We start from the raw sequence: 22,557 nt of genomic DNA on the forward strand, positions 1-22,557 counted from the left end.
AAGGCCCGCCCCGGGCGCTGGTCCGTTCGGGGTAGGCTCGGCCGGTCGGCGACGGCTGGCGAGCATGGATAGGAGTGACCGGATGGCTGCCGGTAACGACGGCGCGAGCAAGCCCGAGGACGACGATCCGTTCGGCTACCTGTACGAGGACGGTCAGGCAGCGGGCGCCCAGGCGCCGCACGGCGGTGGCTACGGCTACCCCGGCCCCGGAGCCGCTCAGCCCGGCGTGCCACGGACCTCGTACAACCAGGTCAGGACGGTCGGCGAGCGCCAGTACGGTCATCCGCCGCAGGGCCAGCAGGCCTACGTGCCGCCGCAGCAGCAGGCTCTCTACGGCCAGCCGCACGCGCAGTACGCCGCCCCCGAGACCTACGGCGGCCCGCCGACCCGCCAGGGCCCGCCGCCGCCCCAGCGCGGCGGCTCCGGCGGCGGCCCCAACACCAGGGGACTGCTGATCGGCGCGGTCGCGGTCGTCGCGGTCGTCGTCGTCGGCATCGCCGCCGCCGTGATCACGAACAACGGCGACAAGGACGACAAGAACGGCCAGGCCGGTGGCGGTACGCCGTCGACCGCGCCGTCCCAGGTCTCCGAGGAGCCCAGCGGCGAGCCGAGCACGGAGCCGACCCCGGTCGAACTGCCGAAGCAGGACGCGGCGACGCTGAAGCTGGGCGGCACGGCCGGCACGGAGAAGACCGTCACGGGCGCCGAGGGCGTCGGCGGCACCTACGTCTCGGGCTTCAACCAGGTCGGCGCCTCGGTGACCTGGAAGGCGAACATGCCGACGGAGGGCGCGTACCGCCTGACCGTGCGGTACGCGATCCCCGCGGTCGACGCCAACGCCACGCTGACGGTCAACGGCAAGGCGAACTCCTCGCCGCTCGGTCTGAAGAACTTCATCCACTCCTCGGACCCGAACCTGGAGAAGAACTGGCAGACCACCTGGGCGCCGGTCACCCTCCAGAAGGGCGACAACGAGATCAAGATCTCGTGCGAGACCGGCAACCAGTGCAACGTGCTGCTCGACTGGCTGGAAGTCACTCCGGGCGAGTAGTCCCGCGGAATTCCGAGCTCCGGCCCCCTGCCCCTTCCGAGGATCAGGGGGTCTCTTGCGTCACCTTCACGCGGGGCAGCAGCTCCTCGTACGCCGACGCGTCGAACTCGCCGGCGACCGGGGAGAGGACCGTCGCCGCCGAGAGGGCGACCGCGCGGGTGAGGCGTTCGGGCCAGGGGGCGTCGTCGACCAGGCCCGAGAGGAGGCCCGCGACGGCCGAGTCGCCGGCGCCCGTGGGGTTTCCCTTGACGGCGGCGGGCGGTGCCGCGCGCCAGAGTCCCTCGGGGGTGGCGGCGAGCATGCCCTCGGGGCCGAGTGAGGAGATCACCGCGTGGGCGCCGCGGCGGCGCGCGTCGCGGGTGGCCCGGTGGGGCTCGCGGGAGCCGGTGAGCTGCGCGAGCTCGTCGGCGTTCGGCTTGACCAGGTCGGGGCGGGCGGCGATGCCCCGCCGCAGGGGTTCCCCGCTGGTGTCGAGGAGGACGGGGACGGCGGCGGCGCGGGCGAGCCGGACGAGTTCCGCGTACGCCCCCACGTGGATGCCCGGCGGCAGGCTGCCGCAGAGGGCGACCGCCCGGGCCCCGTCGAGGAGTTCGGTGAAGCGGCTGCGGAAGGCGGCCCACTCGTCGGCGGTGACGGCGGGGCCGGGTTCGTTGAGCTGGGTCGTGTCGCCGCTCGCGGTGTCGACGACGGCGACGGTACGGCGGGTGGGGCCGGCGGTCGCCACGAGCTCGTCGCGGACCGGGGTCGCGGCGAGCAGGTCGCGCAGCATGGAGCCGGTGGCGCCGCCCGCGAAGCCGGTGGCGACGGTCTCGTGGCCGAGGGCGGCGAGCACGCGGGCCACGTTGAGGCCCTTGCCGCCGGGGCGTTCGATGACCTGGGTGACCCGGTGCGTGGCGTGCGGAGTGAGGGCGGGGACCCGGTAGGTCAGGTCCAGCGCCGTGTTGAGGGTGACCGTCAGAATCACCTGTGCACCCCCGTATTCCGGTGACGTCCGTCGGCGCGTGCGCTCCGACGGGCACCGATCATGCCAAAGGAAAGGCGGTTGGCCCAGACCCGCGACCGACCGCCCCTCCGTATGACTCCTGATCAGACCGTCGTGCCCGCCGTCGGATCGACGATCCAGGCGCCCTTGCGCATGACGCCCTTGAGGTTGAACTCGGCGTCGAGGACGACGATGTCGGCGTCCTTGCCGGGCTCCAGGGAGCCGACCCGGTCGTACACGCCGAGGACGCGGGCCGGGTTGGCGGAGATGGCCTGGACGACCGACTCGACGGGGAGGCCGTCGATGGTGGCGGCGCGCTTGAAGGCGCGGTCCAGGGTGAGGGTCGAGCCGGCGATGGAGCCGCCCTCGACGAGCCGGGCGACGCTGTCCTTCACCTCGACCGCCAGCGTGCCGAGCATGTAGCGGCCGTCGCCGAAGCCGGCGGCGTCCATGGCGTCGGTGATGAAGGCGACGCGCCGCGGGCCCGCGTGGTGGAAGGCGAGCTCCAGGGCGGCGGGGTGGAGGTGGGTGCCGTCGTTGATGAGCTCGACGGTGATCCGCTCGTCCTCCAGGAGCGCGGCGATCGGGCCGGGCGCGCGGTGGCCGAGGGCGGGCATCGCGTTGTAGAGGTGCGTGGCGACGGTGGCGCCCGCGTCGATGGCGGCGACGGTCTGCTCGTACGTCGCGTCGGTGTGGCCGATCGCGGCGATCACGCCGTGCTCGGCGAGGAGGCGTACGGAGTCGAGGCCGCCGGGCAGCTCGGTGGCGAGCGTGACCATCCTGGCCTGGCCGCGGCCGGCGTCGATCAGCTTGCGGACCTCGGCCGGGTCGGGGTCGCGGAGCAGCGTCTCGTCGTGGGCGCCCTTGCGGCAGGGGGAGATGAACGGGCCCTCGAAGTGGAGTCCGGCGATCTCGCCCTGCTCGGCGAGCTCGGAGAGCAGGCCGGCCCGCTGGGTGAGGAAGTCCATCTCGCCGGTGACGAAGGAGGCGACGACTGTGGTGGTGCCGTGCAGGCGGTGGGTGTGGATGCCGGTGAGGACGTCGTCGACGGTGCCGGAGGTGAAGGACGCGCCGCCGCCGCCGTGGTTGTGGATGTCGACGAAGCCGGGGACGAGCCAGTGCCCGGTCAGGTCGAGGGTGGGGGCGCCGTCGGGGGCGCTGCCGGTGATGCGCTCGCCGTCGACGATCACGCGTCCGTTCTCGACGATTCCGGTGGGCAGCACGACGTGTGCGCCGGCGAGAACCTGGTGATCGGCCATCAGGCGGAAACCTCCGAGTCGGTGGGGTGCTGGTCGGCGAGCAGGTCCCAGGCGAGGAGGCCCGCACCCAGGCATCCGGCGGTGTCCCCGAGGGCCGCCGGGACGATGGCGGGCAGCTTCTGGAACGTGACTCGCTCCTCCACCGCGGCCCGGAGTGGTGTGAACAAGGTTTCCCCGGCCTCGGCGAGACCGCCACCGATGATGAGTGTGCGGGGGTCCAGCAGGGTGAGCGCGGTGACGAGGCCGTCGGCGAGGGCGTCGACGGCGTCCTGCCAGACCCGTACGGCCTTGGCGTCGCCGGATTCGACGGCCTTGGCGCAGTCGGCGGCGTCGGCCTCGGGGTCGCCGGAGGCGGCGGCCCAGGCCTGCGAGACGGCGGAGGCGGAGGCGTACCGCTCCAGACAGCCGCGCTGGCCGCAGCCGCAGTCGGTGCCGCCGGGGCGGACGACGATGTGGCCGATCTCGCCGGCGTAGCCGTGGGCGCCGGCCTCGATGCGGTCGCCGATGCCGATGGCGCCGGCGATGCCGGTGCCGAGGGGCACGAAGAGGAAGCGGTCGGCGCCGTTGCCCGCGCCGATGCGGCCCTCGGCGAGGCCGCCGGTGCGCACGTCGTGGCCGAGGGCGACGGGGATGCCGTCGAGGCGGCGGCTGAGGAGTTCGCGCATGGGAACGTCGCGCCAGCCGAGGTTGGCCGCGTAGACGGCGATGCCGTTCTCGGCGTCGACGATGCCGGGGACGGCGACTCCGGCGGCCGCTGCGGGCTCGCCGTACCGCTCCTGGCCGAGGGCGCGGAGGTCCTCGGCGAAGCCGAGGATGGTCTCCACCACGGCCTCGGGGCCACGGCGGCGCCCAGTGGCGCGGCGTGCCTCGTGGAGCAGGGTGCCGTCCGCCCCGACGAGGGCGGCCTTCATGCCGGTGCCGCCCACATCCAGGGCGATGACGTGTCTCACGGAGGACAGTTTGGCGCGCGAGGACCCAAAAGGTCTAGTCCACTGCCGAGGATTGTTGCGTACGGATACAAATTCGGGACCCGTCATGGGTCCATGGTCCCGGCTGTGTTGCGGAAGTGATACCCAAGTGGTGTAGACCTCATGCCCGCCCGCGGGGGAGACTTGCGGCCCTGCGGAGAGCAAACGCGCAGCTCACAGCCGTGTGAATACCGTGCAAATGCGGTGCAAACGCGGCGCAAATGCGACACGAACGTGGCACAGGCGTGGCACGGGCGTGGCATGGACGTGGCACGGACGTGACGCGGACGCGGCGCGAGTACGGCTCGAAAGCAGCTCAACGACGAGCGAGCGAAAAGGTGGATGAAGCCGTGGAGCGGCGACGATTCCTTGGACTGACCGCGGCCGCCGCCGCCCTCGGACTGACCGCGACGGTCGCCGGGTGCGGCGTCCTGGGGAGCGACTCCGGCGACGTGACCCTCAGACTGGTCGCCGCCGACTACGACCTCACCGGCGGTGACACGACGAAGAAGTACTGGACCGACCTCGTCGCCGCCTTCGAGGCGAAGCACCCCGGCATCAAGGTCGAGATCCAGATCGAGTCCTGGGACGACGTCGACCGCAAGGTCGCCGAGATGGTCAAGGCCGACGAGGCCCCCGACGTCGCGCAGATCGGCGCCTACGCCGACTACGCGGCCGCCGGCGAGCTCTACTCCGCCGACGAGGTCCTCTCCATCCCCGTCCAGGCCAACTTCCTCGCGCCGCTGGTCTCCGCCGGAGAGACCAAGCGCACCCAGTACGGGCTGCCCTTCGTCGCCTCCACCCGGCCGCTCTTCTACAACAAGGCCCTCTTCGAGGAGGCCGGCGCCAAGGCCCCCACCACCTGGGCCGAGCTGGCCGAAGCCGCCGAGAAGCTCAAGGACAAGGGCGTCCGCACCCCCTTCGCGCTGCCCCTCGGCCCCGAGGAGGCCCAGGCCGAGGCCCTGATGTGGCTCCTCAGCGGCGGCGGCGGCTGGACCGACGCCACCGACCACTACGCCGTCGACTCCGACGCGAACGTCGCCACCTTCACCTGGCTGAAGGACAACCTCGTCGCCAAGGGCCTCACGGGCCCCGTCGCCCCCGGCAAGCTCAACCGCAAGGCCGCCTTCGCCGCCTTCGCGAGCGGCGAGGTCGGCATGCTCAACGGCCACCCCTCGCTGGTCAAGGAAGCCGCGAAGAAGGGCGTCGAGGTCGGCCAGGTGCCGCTGCCCGGCATCGACGGCACGCCCAAGAGCTCCATGGGCGTCGCCGACTGGATCATGGGCTTCAAGCAGAACGGCCACCGCAAGGAGATCGGCGAGTTCCTCGACTTCGTCTTCAGCGACGAGAACGTCCTGAAGTTCGCCGGGGACAACGACCTGCTGCCGGTCACCGTCAGCGCCTCCGCCCGCATGGAGACCGACCCCGAGTACGCCAACCTGCGCGCCTTCCTCGAAGGACTCCCGGACGCCCAGCTCCCGCCCGTCGGCAAGACCTCGTGGGCCGCGGTCAGCGAGAACATCAAGCAGAACATCGGCAAGGCCGTCACCCCCTCCGGCCGGCCCTCCGAGGTCCTCGGCCGGATCGGCCGGGCGGCGACGGCGGCGGAGAACGCAGAGTAATAAGTTGTTCGTATGACCGAAGACCAGGACGCGGCGCACGACAGCGGTGGCGGGCTCGGCGAGCGCGAGCGGGCCCTCCTCGCCGTCGAGCGCCGCTCCTGGCCAGGACCCGGCGCCAAGGAGCGGGCCGTCCGCGAGGGCCTCGGGCTCTCCCCGACCCGCTACTACCAGCTGCTCAACGCCCTCCTCGACGACCCGCGCGCCCTGGAGCACGACCCGGTGACGGTGAACCGGCTGCGCCGGGTGAGGGAAGAGCGGCAGCAGAGGCGGTAGGGGCGCCGACCGCGGCGGTAGGGCGGCTGCGGCCGTAGGGGCGGCACTGGCGGCCGGGCGGTCAAGCCGGGGTGCCGGTGACTCCGGCCACGCTGACGCCGGGGCCCCGCGTCGGTAGGGTCGTGAACATGGTCAGCAGCCTTCCGCACCCGACCACACCCGCCGGCCGCGACGGTCTGGCCGCGCTCCTCGCGCGGCCCGCGCACGCCGTCGTCGCCCTCGACTTCGACGGCACCCTCGCCGAGATCGTGCCCGACCCCGAACAGGCCCGCGCCCACCCCGGCGCCGTGGCCGCCCTCGCCGCCCTCGCGCCCCAGGTCGCCTCCGTCGCCGTCGTGACCGGCCGCCCCGCCGGGGTCGCCGTCCGCTACGGCGGCTTCGCCGGAGTCCCCGGCCTCGAACACCTCGTCGTCCTCGGCCACTACGGCGCCGAACGCTGGGACGCCGTCAGCGGCACCGTCCGGGCCGCCGCCCCGCACCCGGGCGTGGCCTCCGTCCGCGCCGAACTCCCCGGCTTCCTCGACCGGGCCGGCGCCTGGCCGGGCGTCTGGATCGAGGAGAAGGGCCGGGCGGTCGCCGTCCACACCCGCCGCGCGCTCGACCCGGAGGGCGCCTTCGAGGCCCTCAAGGGCCCCCTCGGCGACCTCGCCACCCACCACGGCCTGGTCCTGGAGCCGGGCCGCATGGTCCTGGAGCTGCGGCCCCCGGGCATGGACAAGGGCGTGGCGCTCGAAGAGTACGTACGGGAGACGGGCGCCGGGTCCGTGCTCTACGCGGGCGACGACCTGGGCGACCTGCCCGCCTTCGCCGCCGTCGAGAAACTCCGCTCGGACGGCACCCCGGGCCTCCTGGTCCGCAGCGGCTCCACCGAGGTCCCGGAGCTCGCCGACCGCGCGGACCTGTCGGTGGCGGGCCCGCCGGGAGTGGTGGAGTTCCTGACGGCCCTGGCGAGGGCGGTACGGGCTTCCTGAGCCGTCCTCACTCACCGCGCGCGAGGAGGTCGACCAGCCCGGTCAGGTCCTCCTCGCCGCTGCCCAGGGCCAGACGGCGGCGCATCAGCTCGAAGTACGGGCTGAGCAGCTCCGGGCTCACGCCCTGCTCCTCGGCCGTGGTCACGAAGGTCGGCACGCCGGCCACCTGCATCGCCAGGTTGGAGACCACGTCCCGGGTGTAGTCGCCGCTCGCCAGCTTCCGGGCGGTCCCCGTGACGGACGGACCGGCCATCGCCGTGATCCAGTCCACGAGCAGCGGGGCGAAGGCGACGGGGTCGATGTCCTCCTTCCGGATCAGGGCGAAGGCGTGCGTGGCGCCGGCGACCATCCCGTACATCGCGCTGAGCAGGGCCACGTCGTGCAGGGCCGCGTGGCCCGCGTCCTCGCCGACGTACGTGGTGCCCGCGGGCACGGCGAGCGTCTCCCGGTGCTCCTCGAACAGCTCGGTGTCGCCGCTGTAGAAGACGTACCCGCCGGCCTCCGGGACGCCGATCATCGGCGGTACGGCCATGATCCCGCCGTCCAGGTAGCGGGCGCCGCGCCCCCGGGCCCACTCGGCACGGGCGCGGGCCTGGGCCGGGGTCGTGGTGGTGAGGTTGACGAGGTCCTTCCCCGCCAGGTCGGCGTCGGCGAGGGCCTCGCCGACCGAGGCGTCGTCCAGGAGGCAGACGACGACGAGGGTGCTCGCGGCGACCGCCTCCGCGGCGCCGCCGGCGGGCTTCGCCCCCTCGCCGACGAGTCCGGCCGCGCGGCCCGGGGTCCGGTTCCAGACGGTGAGCGGGTGACCGGCCGCGAGCCAGGTACGGGCCAGGGCGGTGCCCATCGCACCGAGGCCGAGCAGGGTGAGGGGGGTCTTCTCTTGGGTGTTCGCTGTCATGAGGACAAGGCTGGTCCAGGGCCCTGACCTCCTCAAGTACCCACTTGGGAGTGGGTGGTTACCCTGAGGTGAGCGAGCAGGTCAGGAGGGTGGGGAAGATGACGACGACGAACCGGCCGGCAACCGACGACGGGCACGTCTGCGGGATCGACGCCTCGATGGAGGTCATCGGCGGCAAGTGGAAGGTGCTCATCCTGTGGGCGCTCCACGAGCACCCGCGGCGCCGCTTCGGCGAGCTGCGGCGGCTGATTCCCGGCATCACCGAGAAGGTGCTCGCCTCCCACCTGCGGGAGATGGAGACCGACGGCATCGTGGACCGCGTCTCGTACGACGAGGTCCCGCCCCGCGTCGAGTACGGCCTGACCAAGGACGGCACGCGCCTCAACGACGCCCTCGAACCGCTCGCGGCCTGGGGCCGCGAGCGGCGCGAGCGGGACGCCTCTTAAGGGGTGTTCAGCTGTGCCTCCGGCGGCGTCTCCGGGCGCTCCAGGGCCTCCAGCTGCTCCAGGAACCAGCGCTGCGGCGGCAGGGCCGTCGCCGCCGCGGCGAGGCGTTTCGTGCGGTCGGCGCGTTCGGAGGCCGGCATCGACAGGGCCGTGTGCAGGGCCTCCGCGGTCTGCGAGACGTCGAAGGGGTTCACGCTGAGCGCGTCCTTGCCCAGCTCCCGGTGGGCGCCCGCGCCCGTCGACAGGACCAGGGCGCACCCCGCTTCGGAGACCACCGGTATCTCCTTCGCGACCAGGTTCATGCCGTCGCGCACCGGGTTCACCAGGGCCACGTCCGCGAGGCGGTAGGCGGCCAGGGAGCGGGTGAAGTCGTCCTCCACCGAGACCAGGACCGGCGTCCACTCCGGGGTGCCGAACTCGGTGTTGATCTCCTGTGCCAGGTCGGCCACGTCCGCTGTGTACCGGCGGTACGACTCCAGGTCCTGCCGCGAGGGGTACGCCGAGGCCAGGTGGACCACCCGGTCGCGCCACTCGGGGTGGACGGTCAGCAGCTCCCGGTAGGCGAGCAGGCCGCGCAGGATGTTCTTCGACAGCTCGGTGCGGTCGACGCGGACGATGGTCTTCCGGTCGCCGACCTCCTCGCGGAGCCGGGCCAGCCGCTCGTCCACCTCGGGGCGGTGCGCGAGCGCCCGCAGCTCGTCGGCGTCCACGCCCAGCGGGTACGCCCGCACCCGGGTGCGGCCCTTCCCGAAGCCGTGGCGGCGGTACTCCACGCCGTGCCAGGGGTCGCCGCTCGGCCGGACGCCCCGGGCGGTGCCCGTCGCGTCGTCCCGCTGGGAGCAGCAGCTGATGAAGAAGCTCGCCCATCCCCAGGTGTGGAAGCCCAGCTCGTCCGCGCCGAGCATCCCCCACAGCAGTTCCTCGACGATGTCGTCCGGCATCATCCGCAGGTACTCGGGGGAGACCCACGGGGTGTGCGTGAAGTGCCCGATCCGCAGGTCGGGGCGGAGCTCCCGGAGCATCCAGGGGACGAGCGCCAGGTGGTAGTCCTGCACCAGGACCGCCGCGCCCCGGTCCGCCTCGGCGGCGAGGGCCTCGGCGAAGGCGCGGTTGTAGGCCCGGTACGACTCCCAGAGGCGCCGGAACTCCGCGTCGAAGACGGGCTCGCGCGGGATGTCGTACAGATGGTGGTGGAGGAACCAGAGCACCGAGTTCGCGATGCCGTTGTACGCGTCGGCGTACACGTCGGGGGCGATGTCCAGCATCCGCACGCCCGGCTCGCCGACCCCGCGCCGCACCGCCTCCCGGTCGCCCTCGCCGAGGGCCGCGCACACCCACAGGCTGTCCTGGGAGGAGATGGCGCTCAGGCCCGAGACCAGGCCGCCTCCGCCCCTGCGGGCGTCGAGCGAACCGTCCTCGCCGAGCACGTACGAGACGGGTCCCCGATTGGATGCCACGAGCACAGTAGCCATGGGGCGAACCTAGCCCGTCCCGTAAACGCTCAAACGTACGTATACGAGACGGGCCGATCCGGCCACGGAGGGTCAGCGCGGGGTCAGCGGGGGATCAGAGGTGGATCGGAGGGGGTCGTGCGGGGTCAGCGCGGGTCAGTGATCGCGTCCCAGCGCGGGTCAGTGGTCGCGTCGGCCGCGCATGGCCGCCTTCGCCACCAGGCCCGTCGCCGCGAGGGCCACGCCGAGCGCGCCGAGCAGCCACAGCCGCTCACCGCTGCTGCCCGTCTCGGCCATCGAGCCGCCGTTGTCCCCGTGGGGCCCGGGGGCCGGGGGGACGGGCGTGGAGGTGCTCGCCGGGGCGGAGGTGGAGACGGGCGTGGAGGGCGACGCGGAGGGGGAGCCCGACGGGGAGGCGGGGTCCGTGGGCTCCGTCGGCGTCGGGGAGCCCGTCGGCTCCGGCGGGTCGGTCGGGTCCACCGGCGGGGAGGTCGTCGGCGTCGGGGGCGGCGTCGGCTTCTCGATCACCGGGGTCACCGCGCAGGCCGGGTCCTCGCTGCCGTCGCCGCAGTTGGAGCGCGGGGTCTCCACCTCGACGCTGTTGCGGAGCTTCCCGTCGCCGGTCGCCGGGTCCTTGATCTTCACCGAGTACGTGACGGTCGCCGTCTTCCCGGCGGGGATGTTCCCCACGTACCCGATCCTCGGCTTCGTGTACGAGACCTCGCCCAGGTCCGTCTTCACGTCGCCGTTGTAGTCGGCGTCGTCGAGGTTCCCGGTCAGGTCGTCGGCGAACTTGGCGTTCGGGTAGTCGATCGCGCTGATGTTCTTCGCGGTGATCGTGTACGTGAGGGTGTCGCCCGGCTTCACCGTGCGCGGGCTCGCCGTCTTCGTGATCTCCAGGTCGGGCACCGGCACGGAGAAGGCAAGACCCGAGGGCACGTACGTGTCGCCGCTCGTGGAGAAGGTCAGATCGGCCGAGGTCGCGCCCTGCGGGACGGCGCCCGCCGGGATGTCGAAGGCCTTGGCGTCGATGCTGAGGTTGTTGACGAGCTTCGGGGCGACGGCGCCGTCGTCCTCGCTGATGAAGAAGTTGTTGGTGTTGCCGGTGTGCGCTTCGGTGACGTTCTTGCCGTCGACGAGGAACTTGTCGCCCGGGGTGTTCCAGTCGCCCTCGTACGCGGTGACGCTCGCCCGTGCCGTGCCGGTGCTCCGGTAGAAGCCGTCGACGGTGATCGTGGTGGCGGGGGAGGTCGAGCGCTGGAGGACGTGGCCGCCGTAGACGTACACGTTCCGCCGCTCCGGGGCGCGGGCCGGGTCGGGGCCGGGGAACTTGTGGACGACGGTCAGGGACCAGCCGCCCACGCAGCCCTTGCCGTCCGGCGCCCAGATGTTGCCGACCGCCACCTGAGCGTCCGTCCCCGAGACGCCCGCGAAGGCGGCCGTCACGTCCGACTCGCCCGTGTAGTAGTGCGGGCCGTTCGTGTCGGGCGGGTCGGTGACCATGCTGTCGATCGAGACCGGGGTCGCGGGCCCCGCCCCGACCTTGATCACCGGAGCGGTCGTCGCCGGGTCCCCGGGCGAGGCCTCGACGTCGGCGCCGGAGATGTCGCAGCGCCGGAGCCGGGCCCCGCTCGGCCCCTTGTACGTGCCGTCGTTGCCGCCCCAGAACAGCCGGGCGTACGCGACCTCGGCACCCGCCGGGATCCTGACGTGGCCGGTGCTGGAGCCGTACTCGGGCGCCGCGGTGCCCGCCGCCGTGCCGGCCGTGTCGATCTTCCGCATCACGAAGGTGTTGTTGTTGTCGGAGCCCTGCCCGCTCGCCGCGACCGTGCAGCGCGTGGCCAGGTCCGCGGGGGCCGTCGGGCAGCCCATGACCGTGTTGCCGAGGGTCGTGAAGTCGCCGTAGACCGACTCGTCGTACCGCTTGCCGAAGGGCTCGACGACGTCCGCCGCGGCCGGCCCCGCCGTCGAGAGCGCGAGCGTGGCCCCGACGAGGCCGACGACCGCCGCCACACTGCCCAGGTGCTGTTGTCTGAAGCGCATAAAAGGGCAATGTAGGCAAAGCGGATCATCTGGTGGCGTTACGCCACGCGGCGGCGCGTGTACTCCGCGATGTCGAGCATCGGCGGCCGCTCCTCCGTGTCCACCGCGTAGGTCCGGGGACTGAACCCCTCCTCGCCCCGCTCGAACTGGGTCAGCCGCGGCCGCACCAGGTGCCCGCGAGAGAGCCGCAGCTGCGCCGTCCGGTAGATCGCCGCGGCCATCCGGCCCAGCGCCCGCTCGTCCTGGTGCCGGTGCTTGCGCACGCCCACGTCCACCTGGGCGAGCGCGTCCAGGCCCACCGTGTGCAGCGCGTCGACGAGCAGCCCCAGCTCCACTCCGTAACCGACCGGGAAGGGCAGCCGCTCCAGGAGCGAGCGCCGCGCCGCGTACTCGCCGCCCAGCGGCTGGACGAAGCCGGCCAGCTGCGGCCAGTGGAGGTTGAGCAGCGGCCGCGCCACCAGCTCCGTCACCCGACCGCCCTGACCGGGAGTGTCTCCGAACGGGCGGTCGTACATCGCCTTGACGAAGTCGACGTCCGGGTCGGTGAGCAGGGGGCCCACGATCCCCGTCACGAAGTCCGCGGAGAAGTCCCGCAGGTCCGCGTCGACGAAGCACACGACATCCCCGCTCGTCACCATGAGTGACCGCCACAGGACCTCGCCCTTGCCGGGGACGGCCGGTATCCGGGGGAGGATCGCGTCCCGCGCGACCACCCGCGCCCCGGCCGCCGCGGCCACCTCCGCCGTACGGTCCGTCGAGCCCGAGTCGAGGACCACCAGCTCGTCGACGAGCGGCACCGCCTCCGACATCAGCTCGCGGCGGATCACGGCGACGATGTCACCGACCGTCGCCTCCTCGTTCAGCGCCGGCAGCACGACGCTGACCTTCGTGTTCCGCTTGGCGGCGAGGATCCGCTCCATCGGCCGGTCAGCCACGGACCAGGACCGCCGGGCCAGCCAGCGCTCCACCTCTTCCAGCACGTGATCTCCATCTCGCGGTACGGACGGCCCGTCCAGGCTCCCGGGCCTTCGGTTACAGTCTTGAACAACGCGGATGCCCGATGCACGTCGGGGTGCCGCCCGCGTCGGAGCGCAGGAACGAAGTTCACCGCGCTTCACAATCGAATACCGCTCATCCAGAGGGGCAGAGGGAAACGGCCCGTTGAAGCCCCGGCAACCCTCCAGTCGGTTACTCGTCCTCCAGCGAGGTCCCCGACTCGGGAAGGTGCCAAATCCGTCTCATGACGAAAAGTTCGTCATGGGAAAGATGAGGAGAAAGGGCCTCGCCTCCATGGCTGTACAGACGGTTACCCCCGCCACTTCGGTAGACCTCGGTCCCGCGTCCGGGCTTTCCTGTCGCGAATGCGGTGAAGTGTTCGCACTCGGCCCGATCTTCGCCTGCGAACTCTGTTTCGGACCGCTCGAAGTCGCGTACGACCTCCCCACCGGTGACCCCGAGGCACTGCGCAAGCAGATCGAGGCCGGCCCCGCCAACATCTGGCGCTACGCCCCCCTGCTGCCCGTCCCCGCCGACGTCGCCGAGAAGCCGAACCTGAACCCGGGCTGGACCAAGCTCGTCCAGGCCGACAACCTCGCCCGCGAGATCGGTGTCGCCCCCGGCAAGCTCTTCGTCAAGGACGACTCGGGCAACCCGACCCACTCCTTCAAGGACCGGGTCGTCGCGCAGGCCATCGAGGCCGCCCGCGCCTTCGGCTTCACCACGCTCTCCTGCTCCTCCACCGGCAACCTGGCCGGCGCCGTCGGCGCCGCGGCCGCCCGCGCCGGCTTCCGCTCCTGCGTCTTCATCCCGCACGACCTGGAGCAGGGCAAGGTCGTCATGGCCGGCGTCTACGGCGGTGAACTCGTCGCCATCGAGGGCAACTACGACGACGTCAACCGCTTCTGCTCCGAGCTCATCGGCGACCCGCTCGGCGAGGGCTGGGGCTTCGTCAACGTCAACCTCCGCCCGTACTACGGCGAGGGCTCCAAGACGCTGGCGTACGAGATCTGCGAGCAGCTCGGCTGGGTCATCCCCGACCAGCTCGTCATCCCGATCGCGTCCGGCTCGCAGCTCACCAAGATCGACAAGGGTCTGCAGGAGCTCATCAAGCTGGGCCTCGTCGAGGACAAGCCGTACAAGATCTTCGGCGCGCAGGCCGAGGGTTGCTCCCCGGTCTCCGTCGCCTTCAAGGCCGGCCACGACGTCGTCCGCCCGCAGAAGCCGAACACGATCGCCAAGTCGCTCGCGATCGGCAACCCGGCCGACGGCCCGTACGTCCTCGACATCGCCCGCCGCACCGGCGGCGCCGTGGAGGACGTGAACGACGAGCAGGTCGTGGACGCGATCAAGCTGCTCGCCCAGACCGAGGGCATCTTCGCCGAGACCGCGGGCGGCGTGACCGTCGGCGTCACGAAGAAGCTCGTCGAGGCCGGTCTGATCGACCCGGAGCTCACCACCGTCGTGCTGAACACCGGCGACGGCCTCAAGACCCTGGACGCCGTGGCCGAGGGCTCGCAGGCGACCGCCACCATCCGCCCGAGCCTGGACGCGTTCCGCGCCGCGGGCCTGGCCCTCTGAGAGGTACGAAGACATGGCCGTGAACGTCCGCATCCCCACCATCCTCCGCACCTACACGGGCGGCCGGTCCGAGGTCCAGGCCGAGGGCGCGACCCTCGCCGAGGTCATCGCGGACCTGGAGAAGAACCACACGGGCATCGCCGCCCGCGTCCTGGACGACCAGGGCAAGCTGCGCCGCTTCGTCAACGTCTACGTGAACGACGACGACGTGCGCTTCGAGCAGGGCCTGGAGACGGCCACCCCGGCCGGCGCGGGCGTCTCGATCATCCCGGCCGTCGCCGGAGGCTGACCGTCGGGCACAGTGCCGGAGGCCGCTGACGCCTCGGCGGCCTCTCGGCTGCCGCATCGCTTGTCCCGTCTTTCTTGAATTGCCCCTTCCGCTCCATAAAGCGGAGGGGGCAATTCTGCATGGTTGAACGGGGTAGAGTTGGGGAAGTCCCCTCCGCTGCTCATGCCGGACGCATATGAGAATGCGTCCTTGCGCGTCAGGAAGCAGCCAAAGTGCGTGTGCGTTGTGTACGTTCTGCGCGTTTTGCCGGGCCCGACTTGCCCCGGAACTCCGGGGATTCTCCCTAATTCCCCTTTCCGCCGTGCCCAGAATTCTCGCTCGAATGACCTGTTGCAGAGGGCAGTTGGGCAGATACATTCAGCGGCGGTCGACGCGTTCCGGCGCAGGGTCTGACCCCGGGTCCGCGAAGTGCGGTTCCCGCGCAAGGGCCAGTAATAGGGGAGTTAGGCATGGCTCAGGGCACCGTCAAGTGGTTCAACGCGGAGAAGGGCTACGGCTTCATCGCGGTCGACGGTGGTGCGGATGTTTTCGTCCACTACAGCGCGATCCAGATGGATGGCTACCGCAGCCTCGAAGAGGGGCAGCGGGTCGAGTTCGAGATTTCGCAGGGCCAGAAGGGTCCGCAGGCGGACATGGTCAAGCTCGCCGTCTGAGCGCGGCGCGATCGGCCACCGACGCAACGCCGTCGAGGGGCCCGCATCCCTGAGGGGACGCGGGCCCCTCGCGCGTTCCCGAAGGTGCGTCAGGTCCGTGACGGGCCCGTGCCGGGGCTGCGTCGGGCCCGCGTCAGGCCCGTGCCGGGGCTGCCCGAAACACGAGAGTCGCTTGCACTCTCCTAGGGCGAGTGCTAATCATTGGCGTTAGCACTCGGAAGGTGAGAGTGCTACGAGGATCGGGCAGACGAGGCCGCCGGCCGGGTGGGGCAAGGAACCACACGGAACAAGCGGAGGCCGTCCGTCGCGGGCGTCGGCGCGGTCCTGGAGCGTTATCCACCCCATGTCCGGGAGGACCACTTCACATGGCCAAGATCATCGCGTTCGACGAGGAGGCCCGGCGCGGTCTCGAGCGCGGCATGAACCAGCTCGCTGACGCCGTCAAGGTCACCCTCGGCCCCAAGGGCCGCAACGTCGTCCTCGAGAAGAAGTGGGGCGCCCCCACGATCACCAACGATGGTGTCTCCATCGCCAAGGAGATCGAGCTCGAGGACCCGTACGAGAAGATCGGCGCCGAGCTGGTCAAGGAAGTCGCCAAGAAGACGGACGACGTCGCCGGCGACGGTACGACCACCGCCACCGTTCTCGCCCAGGCGCTCGTCCGCGAGGGCCTCCGCAACGTCGCCGCCGGTGCCAACCCCATGGCCCTCAAGCGCGGCATCGAGAAGGCCGTCGAGGCCGTCTCCGGCGCCCTCCTCGAGCAGGCGAAGGATGTCGAGACCAAGGAGCAGATCGCTTCCACGGCCTCCATCTCCGCCGCCGACACCCAGATCGGCGAGCTCATCGCCGAGGCGATGGACAAGGTCGGCAAGGAAGGCGTCATCACCGTCGAGGAGTCCCAGACCTTCGGTCTGGAGCTGGAGCTCACCGAGGGTATGCGCTTCGACAAGGGCTACATCTCGGCGTACTTCGCCACCGACATGGAGCGCATGGAGGCGTCGCTCGACGACCCCTACCTCCTGATCGTCAACTCCAAGATCTCCTCCGTGAAGGACCTGCTCCCGCTCCTGGAGAAGGTCATGCAGTCGGGCAAGCCCCTGCTGATCATCGCCGAGGACGTCGAGGGCGAGGCCCTGTCGACCCTGGTCGTCAACAAGATCCGCGGCACCTTCAAGTCCGTCGCGGTGAAGGCCCCGGGCTTCGGCGACCGTCGCAAGGCCATGCTGAACGACATCGCCATCCTCACCGGCGGCACGGTCATCTCCGAGGAGGTCGGCCTCAAGCTGGAGAACGCGGGCCTCGACCTGCTGGGCCGCGCCCGCAAGGTCGTCATCACCAAGGACGAGACCACCATCGTCGACGGTGCCGGTGACAGCGAGCAGGTCGCCGGTCGCGTGAACCAGATCCGCGCCGAGATCGAGAACAGCGACTCGGACTACGACCGCGAGAAGCTCCAGGAGCGCCTCGCGAAGCTGGCCGGCGGCGTGGCCGTCATCAAGGCCGGCGCCGCGACCGAGGTCGAGCTCAAGGAGCGCAAGCACCGCATCGAGGACGCCGTTCGCAACGCGAAGGCGGCCGTCGAGGAGGGCATCGTCGCCGGCGGCGGCGTCGCCCTGGTGCAGGCCGACGGCGTCTTCGACAAGCTCGAGCTCGAGGGTGACGAGGCCACCGGTGCCGACATCGTCCGCAAGGCGCTCGACGCTCCGCTGAAGCAGATCGCCGTCAACGCCGGCCTTGAGGGCGGCGTCGTGTCGGAGAAGGTCCGCAACCTGCCCGTCGGCCACGGCCTGAACGCCGCGACCAACGAGTACGTCGACCTCATCGCCGAGGGCATCATCGACCCGGCGAAGGTCACGCGCTCCGCGCTGCAGAACGCCGCGTCGATCGCCGCGCTGTTCCTCACCACCGAGGCCGTCATCGCCGACAAGCCGGAGAAGGCGTCCGCGCCGGCCGGCGGCGGCATGCCGGGCGGTGACATGGACTTCTGATCCTCCGGGATCGGTGGTTCATCGCTGACCGCGCGAGCTGAACGCGCGAGCTGAACGCGACCGAGGGCGGCACTCCCCATCTGGGGGGTGCCGCCCTCGGGCGTTGTCAGGAGATCGTCAGCGCACGTCGACGTAGTCGCCGCCGGCAGACGCCGGGGAGTGGAAGTGCGTGCCGTCGCCGTAGTAGCGGATGCGCCAGGTGCCGTCCCCGGTGGCCTTGGCCTTCAGAGAGACCTTGCCGCTCGCGTTCGACCGGCCCGTCGCCATCTGCTTCCAGGTCGTGCTGCCGCGCGGCTGGAACTGCAGGACGACCGGAGCGTTCCCGTACGCGCGCCAGGCCCAGTTCGCGTAGTGCTGGAGCCCGCCGGTGACCGTCACGTACCCGCCCTTGGCGACCGGCTCGGGGCCGGCGTTCAGGGAGACGATCCGGGTGTCGAGGCGGGTGAGCCGGAACGTCGGAGTGACGGACTCGGCGAACTGGTCGGTGGTGAGGTGCCGGACGCGGAAGTAGCCGCCCTTGCTCGCCGCCGAGAGCGTGAAGTCGTTGTAGTAGGCCGAGTTGACGCTCGCCCAGGCGATCGCCTTCCAGTCGCGGCCGACGAGCTGCTCCAGCCGGACGAACTGGGACGTCTCGAAGTTCGGTTCCGCCACGTACCGGGCGCGGAAGGTGCCGGAGACCGTGACCCGGCCGTCGGCGGAGAGGCGGACGGAGGTGAGGTCGGTGCGGGAGTCCAGGGGGATGGCCAGCGCGCCGTGAAGATCCGGGAAGCTCACGTACCGGTCGGGGGATTCGACGAACCAGTGGCCCGACTCCTTGCCCGCGATGGCGACGAGCCGGGCGGTGAACCGGCCGTCCGTGCCGGTCCGGACGACGGTGCTCGGGCCCGTTCCGTAGGTGGGGCCGCCGAGCCTCACGCGGACCTGGTGGCCGGCGACCGGCGCGCCCGCCGCCGCCGGGTCGGTCACCCGGCCGCTGATGGTGACGGTCTGCCCGTCGAGCGCCCGCTTCTTGTCGGCGGTGGCGGTGACGGCCACCTTGCGTGACACGTAATCGGAGACGCTGAGGTAATCCGTCACGGTGCCGTGGATCTCGGGGGTGTCGGCGGTGACCGTCGTCCGGAAGTGGATGACCGAGGTGCCGAGGTCCTCGCTGGAGATCGGGAACGGCGGCGACGTGAACCGGCCGGCCGCGTCGGTGACCGCCTGTTGCGGCGCGCTCCACGTCCCGTCCGGGCTCGGGCTGGTCCGCTCGATGGTGACCGGCCTGTCGGCCAGCGTGACCCGGTCCCCGGAGCCGGGCTGGATGCCGACGACGGTGCCCGAGGGGCGGGCATTGCGGTCGGTGTACGTGGGCTTGGTGGGGACGAGGGTGATCTCGGGGCGGAGCCGGAAGTCGAGCTGTCCGGCGTCGGTGCGGGTCACCTTGTTGCCGAGGGAGTCGGTGGCGGTGACGTCGATGGCGTACGTCCCGAGGGCCGGGATGCGCCCGCCGTCCTCGACGAGCTTCAACTTGGCGGCGTCCGCGAGCCGGAAGAGGTTGGCGGCGCTCGGGTCCCAGGGGTCGGGGACCACAGGGAGCGTCGGTATGTCGACGAGGACCGTGGAGCCCTGCCGGACCGTGGCCGAGACCTTGGTGATCTTGGCGTTCGGGGCGTCGGTCCAGGCGGTCACCTGGAAGATGCCGCGCTGGGCGTCGTCGGTGAGGGCCCGGCCGATGCCGACGAGCGTGGCGGCGTGGGCGGGCGCGGCCGCGACCGTCAGGGTCCCGGCGGCGAGCGCCGCGGCGGCCAGGCCCGCCGTCAGGGAGCGCCTGTAGGAGGAGAGGTCAGCGCGCATCGATGTACTTCGCATTCGTCTCGCTGTAGAAGTAGCTGCCCGTGGTGTTGAGGTACAGCGCCCAGGAGCCGTCGCCGTACGCGGTGGCGCGGTAGCTGAACCGGCCGTTGGCGTCGGTGGTGATGCCCTGGTTGACCCAGTACCACTGGCTCTCGCCCTTGGGCTTGTAGACCAGGGTCACCTTGGTGCCGGGGAGCGGCTTCCAGAGGCCGCCGACCTTGCGCTGGACGGTGCCGGAGACCGTCATCTTCCCGTTCACCGTGGGCTGCGTGGGGCTGACGCTGAAGGCGGAGAAGCGGGTGGGCGTGCGGGCCCGCTTCAGGGACGTACTGCCCTTGGCGACCAGCTCGTTCGTCTCCGGGTGGTAGATCCGGTAGAGGGCGCTGTCGTAGCCCTGGGTGGTGAAGGTGTAGGAGCAGCCGCTGTCGGTCATGCCGGAGCGCAGGACGCGCCAGGTGGATCCGGCGTCGAAGGAGACCTGGAGCTGCACGGGCTGCCCGTTGCGGCAGTAGGCCGACCCGAACCCGCCCCTGGCGGTGAGCGTCCCGTACTCGTCCAGGGTGATCGTGTGCGGGGAGTACGAGAACTGCTGCGGTACGGCGATGTCGCTCTTGGCGTACGGGCGGGAGTCGTCGAGGTACGGCGAGGGCCGCAGCGAGGTGTACACGAAGTCGGTGCTGTACTGGGCCCGCGCGTTGAAGGAGAAGGTGCCGGTCGCGGAGGAGGTGGCGCCGCCGAGGACGTTCGTCGGGGCGGCACCGTAGGACGGTGCCCCGGTCGAGACGACGGGGGCACCGGCGAAGGGCTTCCAGCCGGTCGGCGTGTACCGCTCCACGTGTCCGGAGACCCGCACGTCCGTACCGGCGCGCACGCGGTACTTGTTCACGTCGGCGCTGATCCGGTAGAGGAGGGTGTCGACGCCCAGGGACGGGACGTAGGCCCCGTCGTTCGGGTCGTTGACGGTGCCGGTGGTGACCACGGTCGCGGTGCCGGACACCCAGCCGTTCGGGGTCATCGTCAGGGAGAAGCTGCCGTCCGCGCCGGTCGTGGCGGTGGAGTTGACGACCCTGGTGGTGCCGTCGAGGGAGTTGAGGGTGATCGCCACCTTGGTGCCGCCGGGCGCGGCCGTGCGGGCGCCGGTGGCGGGGTTCCAGAGGGTCGTCTTCCCGGAAAGGACGGCCTGGCGCTGGTCGTAGCTGGTGGTGCTGCGGTCCCAGGACACGTCGGTGACGCCGATGTGCGGCCGGTAGCTGTAGGTGCCGCCGGTCGACTGCTGGGTGGTCTGGCCGGGCAGCCGGTAGTCGACGCGTACCGGGTAGTCCTGGAACGCGGTGTCCTGCGGGAGCGCGAAGGGCGCGTCGGTCTCCCAGTCGATGTTGTCCGTGGTGAGCGCCTCCGTGGAGGCGAGGACAGTGGCGCCAGGGGCGGTGGAGGCCAGGACGCTGACCTTGATCCAGAGCGCGTTGGCGGGCAGTTTCAGGCGGTAGCGCCCGTCGTCCAGCGTCGTGCCGGTCAGGCCCGTCGAATCCGCGTGCGCGGCCGGGGCGTGGATGACGGCGGGCACGATGACACCCGCCGAGAGAGCGAAGACGGCTGCGGCACGCACAAGGGCGTGCGGAAGCCTGCGCGATGAGCGCGGCAAAGGGACCCCCCACAGGTCTGAGAAGGCGGCGTCGCACGTGATCGGGACGGGCCGCGTGGCAGAACTTTAGCGCTCACCTGTTGAACGTGTTCACTCTGTTTACGGGAGTGGCTGTGGGGGAGCACCGGGGCGATCCTGGAAGGGATACCGCAGAAGGGACATCGTGGAAGGGCCGAGCCCATGGTCACCCTGCTGACGACACCCGCCGACCGCGAACTGGTCATCACGCGGACCTTCGACGCCCCGCCGGGCCGGCTCTGGGAGGCGTGGACGCGCCCCGAGCACGTGCGCGCGTGGTACGGCGTCTCCGGGCTGACCACGACGGTCGTCGACATCGACCTGCGGGTGGGTGGCGCCTGGCGCTGGGGCCAGACCGCCCCGGACGGCCAGGAGATCGTCTTCTCCGGCACGTACGAGGAGGTCGTCCCGGCCGAGCGGCTCGACTACACGGAGTTCTTCGAGCAGATGCCGGACGCCGGCCCGGTCCGCGTCACCCTCACGTTCGACGCGACCCCGGACGGCGGCACGGCCCTGACCAGCACCTCGCTCTGGCCGTCGAACGAGATCAGGGACCAGGCGCTGGCGGCGGGCATGGAGGCGGGGGTCAGGGAGCAGTACGACCGCCTGGCGGAGCACGTACGGACGATGTGAGGGCCCGCCTCTGCCCCTACCCCTGCCCCCGCCCCCGTCCCGTCAGCGGTGACGGAAGAGGGCCGTCCAGAGGAAGGACTCGCCGAAGTGCGGGGAGGTGGGGGCTTCGTCGCGCATGCGGCGGACGTCGATCTCCGTCAGGTCGGCGAAGAGCGTGCGCAGTTCGGTGTCGGTGTAGGCGAGGCCGCCGTCCAGCTTCCCCTGCCGGTAGAAGTCGGCGTCCGGCAGCTCGGAACCCATGCCGCCCTCCCCGGCGGCGAACGCGGTGAGCGCGAAGTGCCCGCCGGGCGCGAGGACGCGGTCGAGGAGCGCGAGGTAGCTGACGCGGCGGTGCGGGGGCAGGTGGTGGAAGCAGCCGGAGTCGTAGACGAGGTCGTACGGGCCGTCCAAGGCTGCGGTGAAGGCGTCGCCACACACGAACCGCACGCCCTTCGCGCCGGCCTCGCGGGCTCGTTCCTCCGCCCAGGCGATGGCGGTGGGCGAGAGGTCGACCGCGGTTACGTCGAAGCCCAGCGATGCGAGGTGCAGGGCGTTCCGCCCAGGCCCGCAGCCGAGGTCGAGGGCCTTGCCGCCGGCCGGGAGCAGGCCCTGCTCGACGTACGAGACGAGGTTCTCGTCCGGCTTCGGCACGAAGAACGGCACCGGCTTGTCGCGATCGGCGTAGAAGCCGTCCCACCAGTCGGCCCCGCCCTCCGTCCACCGGTCGGCACCGGGCGCGAAGAGTCCGTCGAGCAGACGCAGGACGTCCTCGACGGTGCGGATGTCACGGTTGTTCAGGTCCATGTGGATCCCCCTCCGAGTCGATCTCCAGGATAGGGGCCGGAGGGGTATAAGCCCAGGTCAGCGGTGGTGTGCGGATCCGCTGGAGGGTTGCTCCGTGACCCTGGGGGCCCCGTCGTGACCCTGCGGGGCGGGCCGGCCCCGCAGGGCCTCCTCGGGCCCTCCCCAGCCCCGGGA

The 22,557-nt window shown here is 71.5% G+C and carries 20 protein-coding genes and 1 riboswitch; of the genes, 10 read left to right on the forward strand and 10 right to left on the reverse strand.

Annotated elements, in window-relative coordinates; all coding sequences use genetic code 11:
- Positions 1–82 precede the first annotated feature (82 nt).
- The gene (locus ACZ6K0_RS00780; protein ID WP_469229008.1) at positions 83–1,051 is read left to right on the forward strand and encodes a CBM35 domain-containing protein; all 969 of its coding nucleotides are present in this window, start codon (positions 83–85) and stop codon (positions 1,049–1,051) included.
- A gap of 43 nt (positions 1,052–1,094) precedes the next feature.
- Here the strand turns inward: ACZ6K0_RS00780 and ACZ6K0_RS00785 are convergent, their stop codons facing one another.
- The 3 genes from ACZ6K0_RS00785 to ACZ6K0_RS00795 all read right to left on the reverse strand — a co-directional run bounded on the left by ACZ6K0_RS00785 (position 1,095) and on the right by ACZ6K0_RS00795 (position 4,242).
- The gene (locus ACZ6K0_RS00785; protein WP_469229009.1) at positions 1,095–2,015 is read right to left on the reverse strand and encodes a 1-phosphofructokinase family hexose kinase; all 921 of its coding nucleotides are present in this window, start codon (positions 2,013–2,015) and stop codon (positions 1,095–1,097) included.
- 122 nt (positions 2,016–2,137) lie between these two features.
- Complete coding sequence (gene nagA / locus ACZ6K0_RS00790; protein WP_376395679.1) at positions 2,138–3,292, reverse strand: N-acetylglucosamine-6-phosphate deacetylase; 1,155 nt, start codon at positions 3,290–3,292, stop codon at positions 2,138–2,140.
- Positions 3,292–4,242 carry an ROK family protein gene (locus ACZ6K0_RS00795; RefSeq protein WP_376395682.1) on the reverse strand — a complete coding sequence of 317 codons (951 nt, stop codon included), beginning with the start codon at positions 4,240–4,242 and terminating at the stop codon, positions 3,292–3,294. Before ACZ6K0_RS00795 ends, nagA begins: the two co-directional genes overlap by 1 nt.
- 356 nt (positions 4,243–4,598) lie before the next feature.
- Between ACZ6K0_RS00795 and ACZ6K0_RS00800 the strand changes: the two genes are divergently transcribed.
- The 3 genes from ACZ6K0_RS00800 to otsB all read left to right on the forward strand — a co-directional run bounded on the left by ACZ6K0_RS00800 (position 4,599) and on the right by otsB (position 7,126).
- Entirely contained in the window at positions 4,599–5,882 is a 1,284-nt protein-coding gene (locus ACZ6K0_RS00800) for an extracellular solute-binding protein (RefSeq protein WP_376395685.1), read from the forward strand.
- A gap of 12 nt (positions 5,883–5,894) precedes the next feature.
- A complete protein-coding gene (locus ACZ6K0_RS00805; RefSeq protein WP_376395688.1) occupies positions 5,895–6,155 on the forward strand; it encodes a DUF3263 domain-containing protein in 261 nt (86 codons plus the stop codon).
- A 128-nt stretch (positions 6,156–6,283) separates the two neighbouring features.
- Positions 6,284–7,126, forward strand: a complete 843-nt coding sequence (otsB, locus tag ACZ6K0_RS00810; RefSeq protein ID WP_469229012.1) for a trehalose-phosphatase — start codon at positions 6,284–6,286, stop codon at positions 7,124–7,126.
- Positions 7,127–7,133: 7 nt separating this feature from the next.
- Here the strand turns inward: otsB and ACZ6K0_RS00815 are convergent, their stop codons facing one another.
- Entirely contained in the window at positions 7,134–8,024 is an 891-nt protein-coding gene (locus tag ACZ6K0_RS00815) for an NAD(P)-dependent oxidoreductase (protein WP_469229013.1), read from the reverse strand.
- Positions 8,025–8,122: 98 nt separating this feature from the next.
- Between ACZ6K0_RS00815 and ACZ6K0_RS00820 the strand changes: the two genes are divergently transcribed.
- Positions 8,123–8,470: a winged helix-turn-helix transcriptional regulator gene (locus ACZ6K0_RS00820; RefSeq protein WP_469229015.1), complete on the forward strand. Its 348-nt coding sequence runs from the start codon at positions 8,123–8,125 to the stop codon at positions 8,468–8,470.
- Here the strand turns inward: ACZ6K0_RS00820 and ACZ6K0_RS00825 are convergent.
- From ACZ6K0_RS00825 to ACZ6K0_RS00835, 3 genes are all read right to left on the reverse strand, one after another.
- Positions 8,467–9,942: an alpha,alpha-trehalose-phosphate synthase (UDP-forming) gene (locus ACZ6K0_RS00825; protein ID WP_469229017.1), complete on the reverse strand. Its 1,476-nt coding sequence runs from the start codon at positions 9,940–9,942 to the stop codon at positions 8,467–8,469. The genes ACZ6K0_RS00820 and ACZ6K0_RS00825 overlap by 4 nt on opposite strands.
- Positions 9,943–10,101: 159 nt before the next feature.
- A complete protein-coding gene (locus tag ACZ6K0_RS00830) occupies positions 10,102–11,964 on the reverse strand; it encodes a DUF7927 domain-containing protein (protein ID WP_469229018.1) in 1,863 nt (620 codons plus the stop codon).
- Positions 11,965–12,002: 38 nt separating this feature from the next.
- Complete coding sequence (locus ACZ6K0_RS00835; RefSeq protein WP_376395705.1) at positions 12,003–12,944, reverse strand: glucosyl-3-phosphoglycerate synthase; 942 nt, start codon at positions 12,942–12,944, stop codon at positions 12,003–12,005.
- Between the two features lie 148 nt (positions 12,945–13,092).
- A riboswitch (SAM riboswitch) is annotated at positions 13,093–13,237 on the forward strand.
- Between ACZ6K0_RS00835 and thrC the strand changes: the two genes are divergently transcribed.
- The 4 genes from thrC (at position 13,231) to groL (ending at position 17,471) form a co-directional block, all read left to right on the forward strand.
- Entirely contained in the window at positions 13,231–14,541 is a 1,311-nt protein-coding gene (thrC, locus tag ACZ6K0_RS00840) for a threonine synthase (RefSeq protein WP_376395708.1), read from the forward strand. Its footprint overlaps the riboswitch before it by 7 nt.
- A gap of 13 nt (positions 14,542–14,554) precedes the next feature.
- Positions 14,555–14,830 (forward strand): MoaD/ThiS family protein, encoded by a 276-nt coding sequence (locus ACZ6K0_RS00845; protein ID WP_360799517.1) that lies wholly within the window; start codon positions 14,555–14,557, stop codon positions 14,828–14,830.
- A gap of 449 nt (positions 14,831–15,279) precedes the next feature.
- Positions 15,280–15,483 (forward strand): cold-shock protein, encoded by a 204-nt coding sequence (locus ACZ6K0_RS00850; protein ID WP_015035246.1) that lies wholly within the window; start codon positions 15,280–15,282, stop codon positions 15,481–15,483.
- A 365-nt stretch (positions 15,484–15,848) separates the two neighbouring features.
- Positions 15,849–17,471: a chaperonin GroEL gene (groL, locus tag ACZ6K0_RS00855; protein ID WP_024760532.1), complete on the forward strand. Its 1,623-nt coding sequence runs from the start codon at positions 15,849–15,851 to the stop codon at positions 17,469–17,471.
- 117 nt (positions 17,472–17,588) lie between these two features.
- Here the strand turns inward: groL and ACZ6K0_RS00860 are convergent, their stop codons facing one another.
- Together ACZ6K0_RS00860 and ACZ6K0_RS00865 are read right to left on the reverse strand one after the other, a co-directional pair.
- Positions 17,589–19,307: a hypothetical protein gene (locus tag ACZ6K0_RS00860; protein WP_469229020.1), complete on the reverse strand. Its 1,719-nt coding sequence runs from the start codon at positions 19,305–19,307 to the stop codon at positions 17,589–17,591.
- Positions 19,297–20,913 carry a transthyretin-like family protein gene (locus tag ACZ6K0_RS00865; RefSeq protein WP_376395713.1) on the reverse strand — a complete coding sequence of 539 codons (1,617 nt, stop codon included), beginning with the start codon at positions 20,911–20,913 and terminating at the stop codon, positions 19,297–19,299. Before ACZ6K0_RS00865 ends, ACZ6K0_RS00860 begins: the two co-directional genes overlap by 11 nt.
- Before the next feature lie 216 nt (positions 20,914–21,129).
- Here ACZ6K0_RS00865 and ACZ6K0_RS00870 point away from each other — a divergent pair, with 216 nt between their 5' ends.
- A complete protein-coding gene (locus ACZ6K0_RS00870; protein ID WP_469229021.1) occupies positions 21,130–21,600 on the forward strand; it encodes an SRPBCC domain-containing protein in 471 nt (156 codons plus the stop codon).
- Positions 21,601–21,642: 42 nt separating this feature from the next.
- Here the strand turns inward: ACZ6K0_RS00870 and ACZ6K0_RS00875 are convergent, their stop codons facing one another.
- Positions 21,643–22,383 (reverse strand): class I SAM-dependent methyltransferase, encoded by a 741-nt coding sequence (locus tag ACZ6K0_RS00875; protein ID WP_469229023.1) that lies wholly within the window; start codon positions 22,381–22,383, stop codon positions 21,643–21,645.
- Positions 22,384–22,557: the final 174 nt, after the last annotated feature.

Source organism: Streptomyces sp. NPDC042346 (assembly GCF_055581845.1).

Coding starts and splice junctions, on each gene's coding strand:
- nagA (WP_376395679.1), bottom strand. CDS start 3,292: ATGGCCGATCACCAGGTTCTCGCCGGCGCACACGTCGTGCTGCCCACC.
- ACZ6K0_RS00830 (WP_469229018.1), bottom strand. CDS start 11,964: ATGCGCTTCAGACAACAGCACCTGGGCAGTGTGGCGGCGGTCGTCGGC.
- ACZ6K0_RS00860 (WP_469229020.1), bottom strand. CDS start 19,307: ATGCGCGCTGACCTCTCCTCCTACAGGCGCTCCCTGACGGCGGGCCTG.
- ACZ6K0_RS00820 (WP_469229015.1), top strand. CDS start 8,123: ATGACGACGACGAACCGGCCGGCAACCGACGACGGGCACGTCTGCGGG.
- ACZ6K0_RS00875 (WP_469229023.1), bottom strand. CDS start 22,383: ATGGACCTGAACAACCGTGACATCCGCACCGTCGAGGACGTCCTGCGT.
- ACZ6K0_RS00845 (WP_360799517.1), top strand. CDS start 14,555: ATGGCCGTGAACGTCCGCATCCCCACCATCCTCCGCACCTACACGGGC.
- ACZ6K0_RS00780 (WP_469229008.1), top strand. CDS start 83: ATGGCTGCCGGTAACGACGGCGCGAGCAAGCCCGAGGACGACGATCCG.
- thrC (WP_376395708.1), top strand. CDS start 13,231: ATGAGGAGAAAGGGCCTCGCCTCCATGGCTGTACAGACGGTTACCCCC.
- ACZ6K0_RS00825 (WP_469229017.1), bottom strand. CDS start 9,942: ATGGCTACTGTGCTCGTGGCATCCAATCGGGGACCCGTCTCGTACGTG.
- ACZ6K0_RS00815 (WP_469229013.1), bottom strand. CDS start 8,024: ATGACAGCGAACACCCAAGAGAAGACCCCCCTCACCCTGCTCGGCCTC.
- groL (WP_024760532.1), top strand. CDS start 15,849: ATGGCCAAGATCATCGCGTTCGACGAGGAGGCCCGGCGCGGTCTCGAG.
- ACZ6K0_RS00870 (WP_469229021.1), top strand. CDS start 21,130: ATGGTCACCCTGCTGACGACACCCGCCGACCGCGAACTGGTCATCACG.
- otsB (WP_469229012.1), top strand. CDS start 6,284: ATGGTCAGCAGCCTTCCGCACCCGACCACACCCGCCGGCCGCGACGGT.
- ACZ6K0_RS00850 (WP_015035246.1), top strand. CDS start 15,280: ATGGCTCAGGGCACCGTCAAGTGGTTCAACGCGGAGAAGGGCTACGGC.
- ACZ6K0_RS00805 (WP_376395688.1), top strand. CDS start 5,895: ATGACCGAAGACCAGGACGCGGCGCACGACAGCGGTGGCGGGCTCGGC.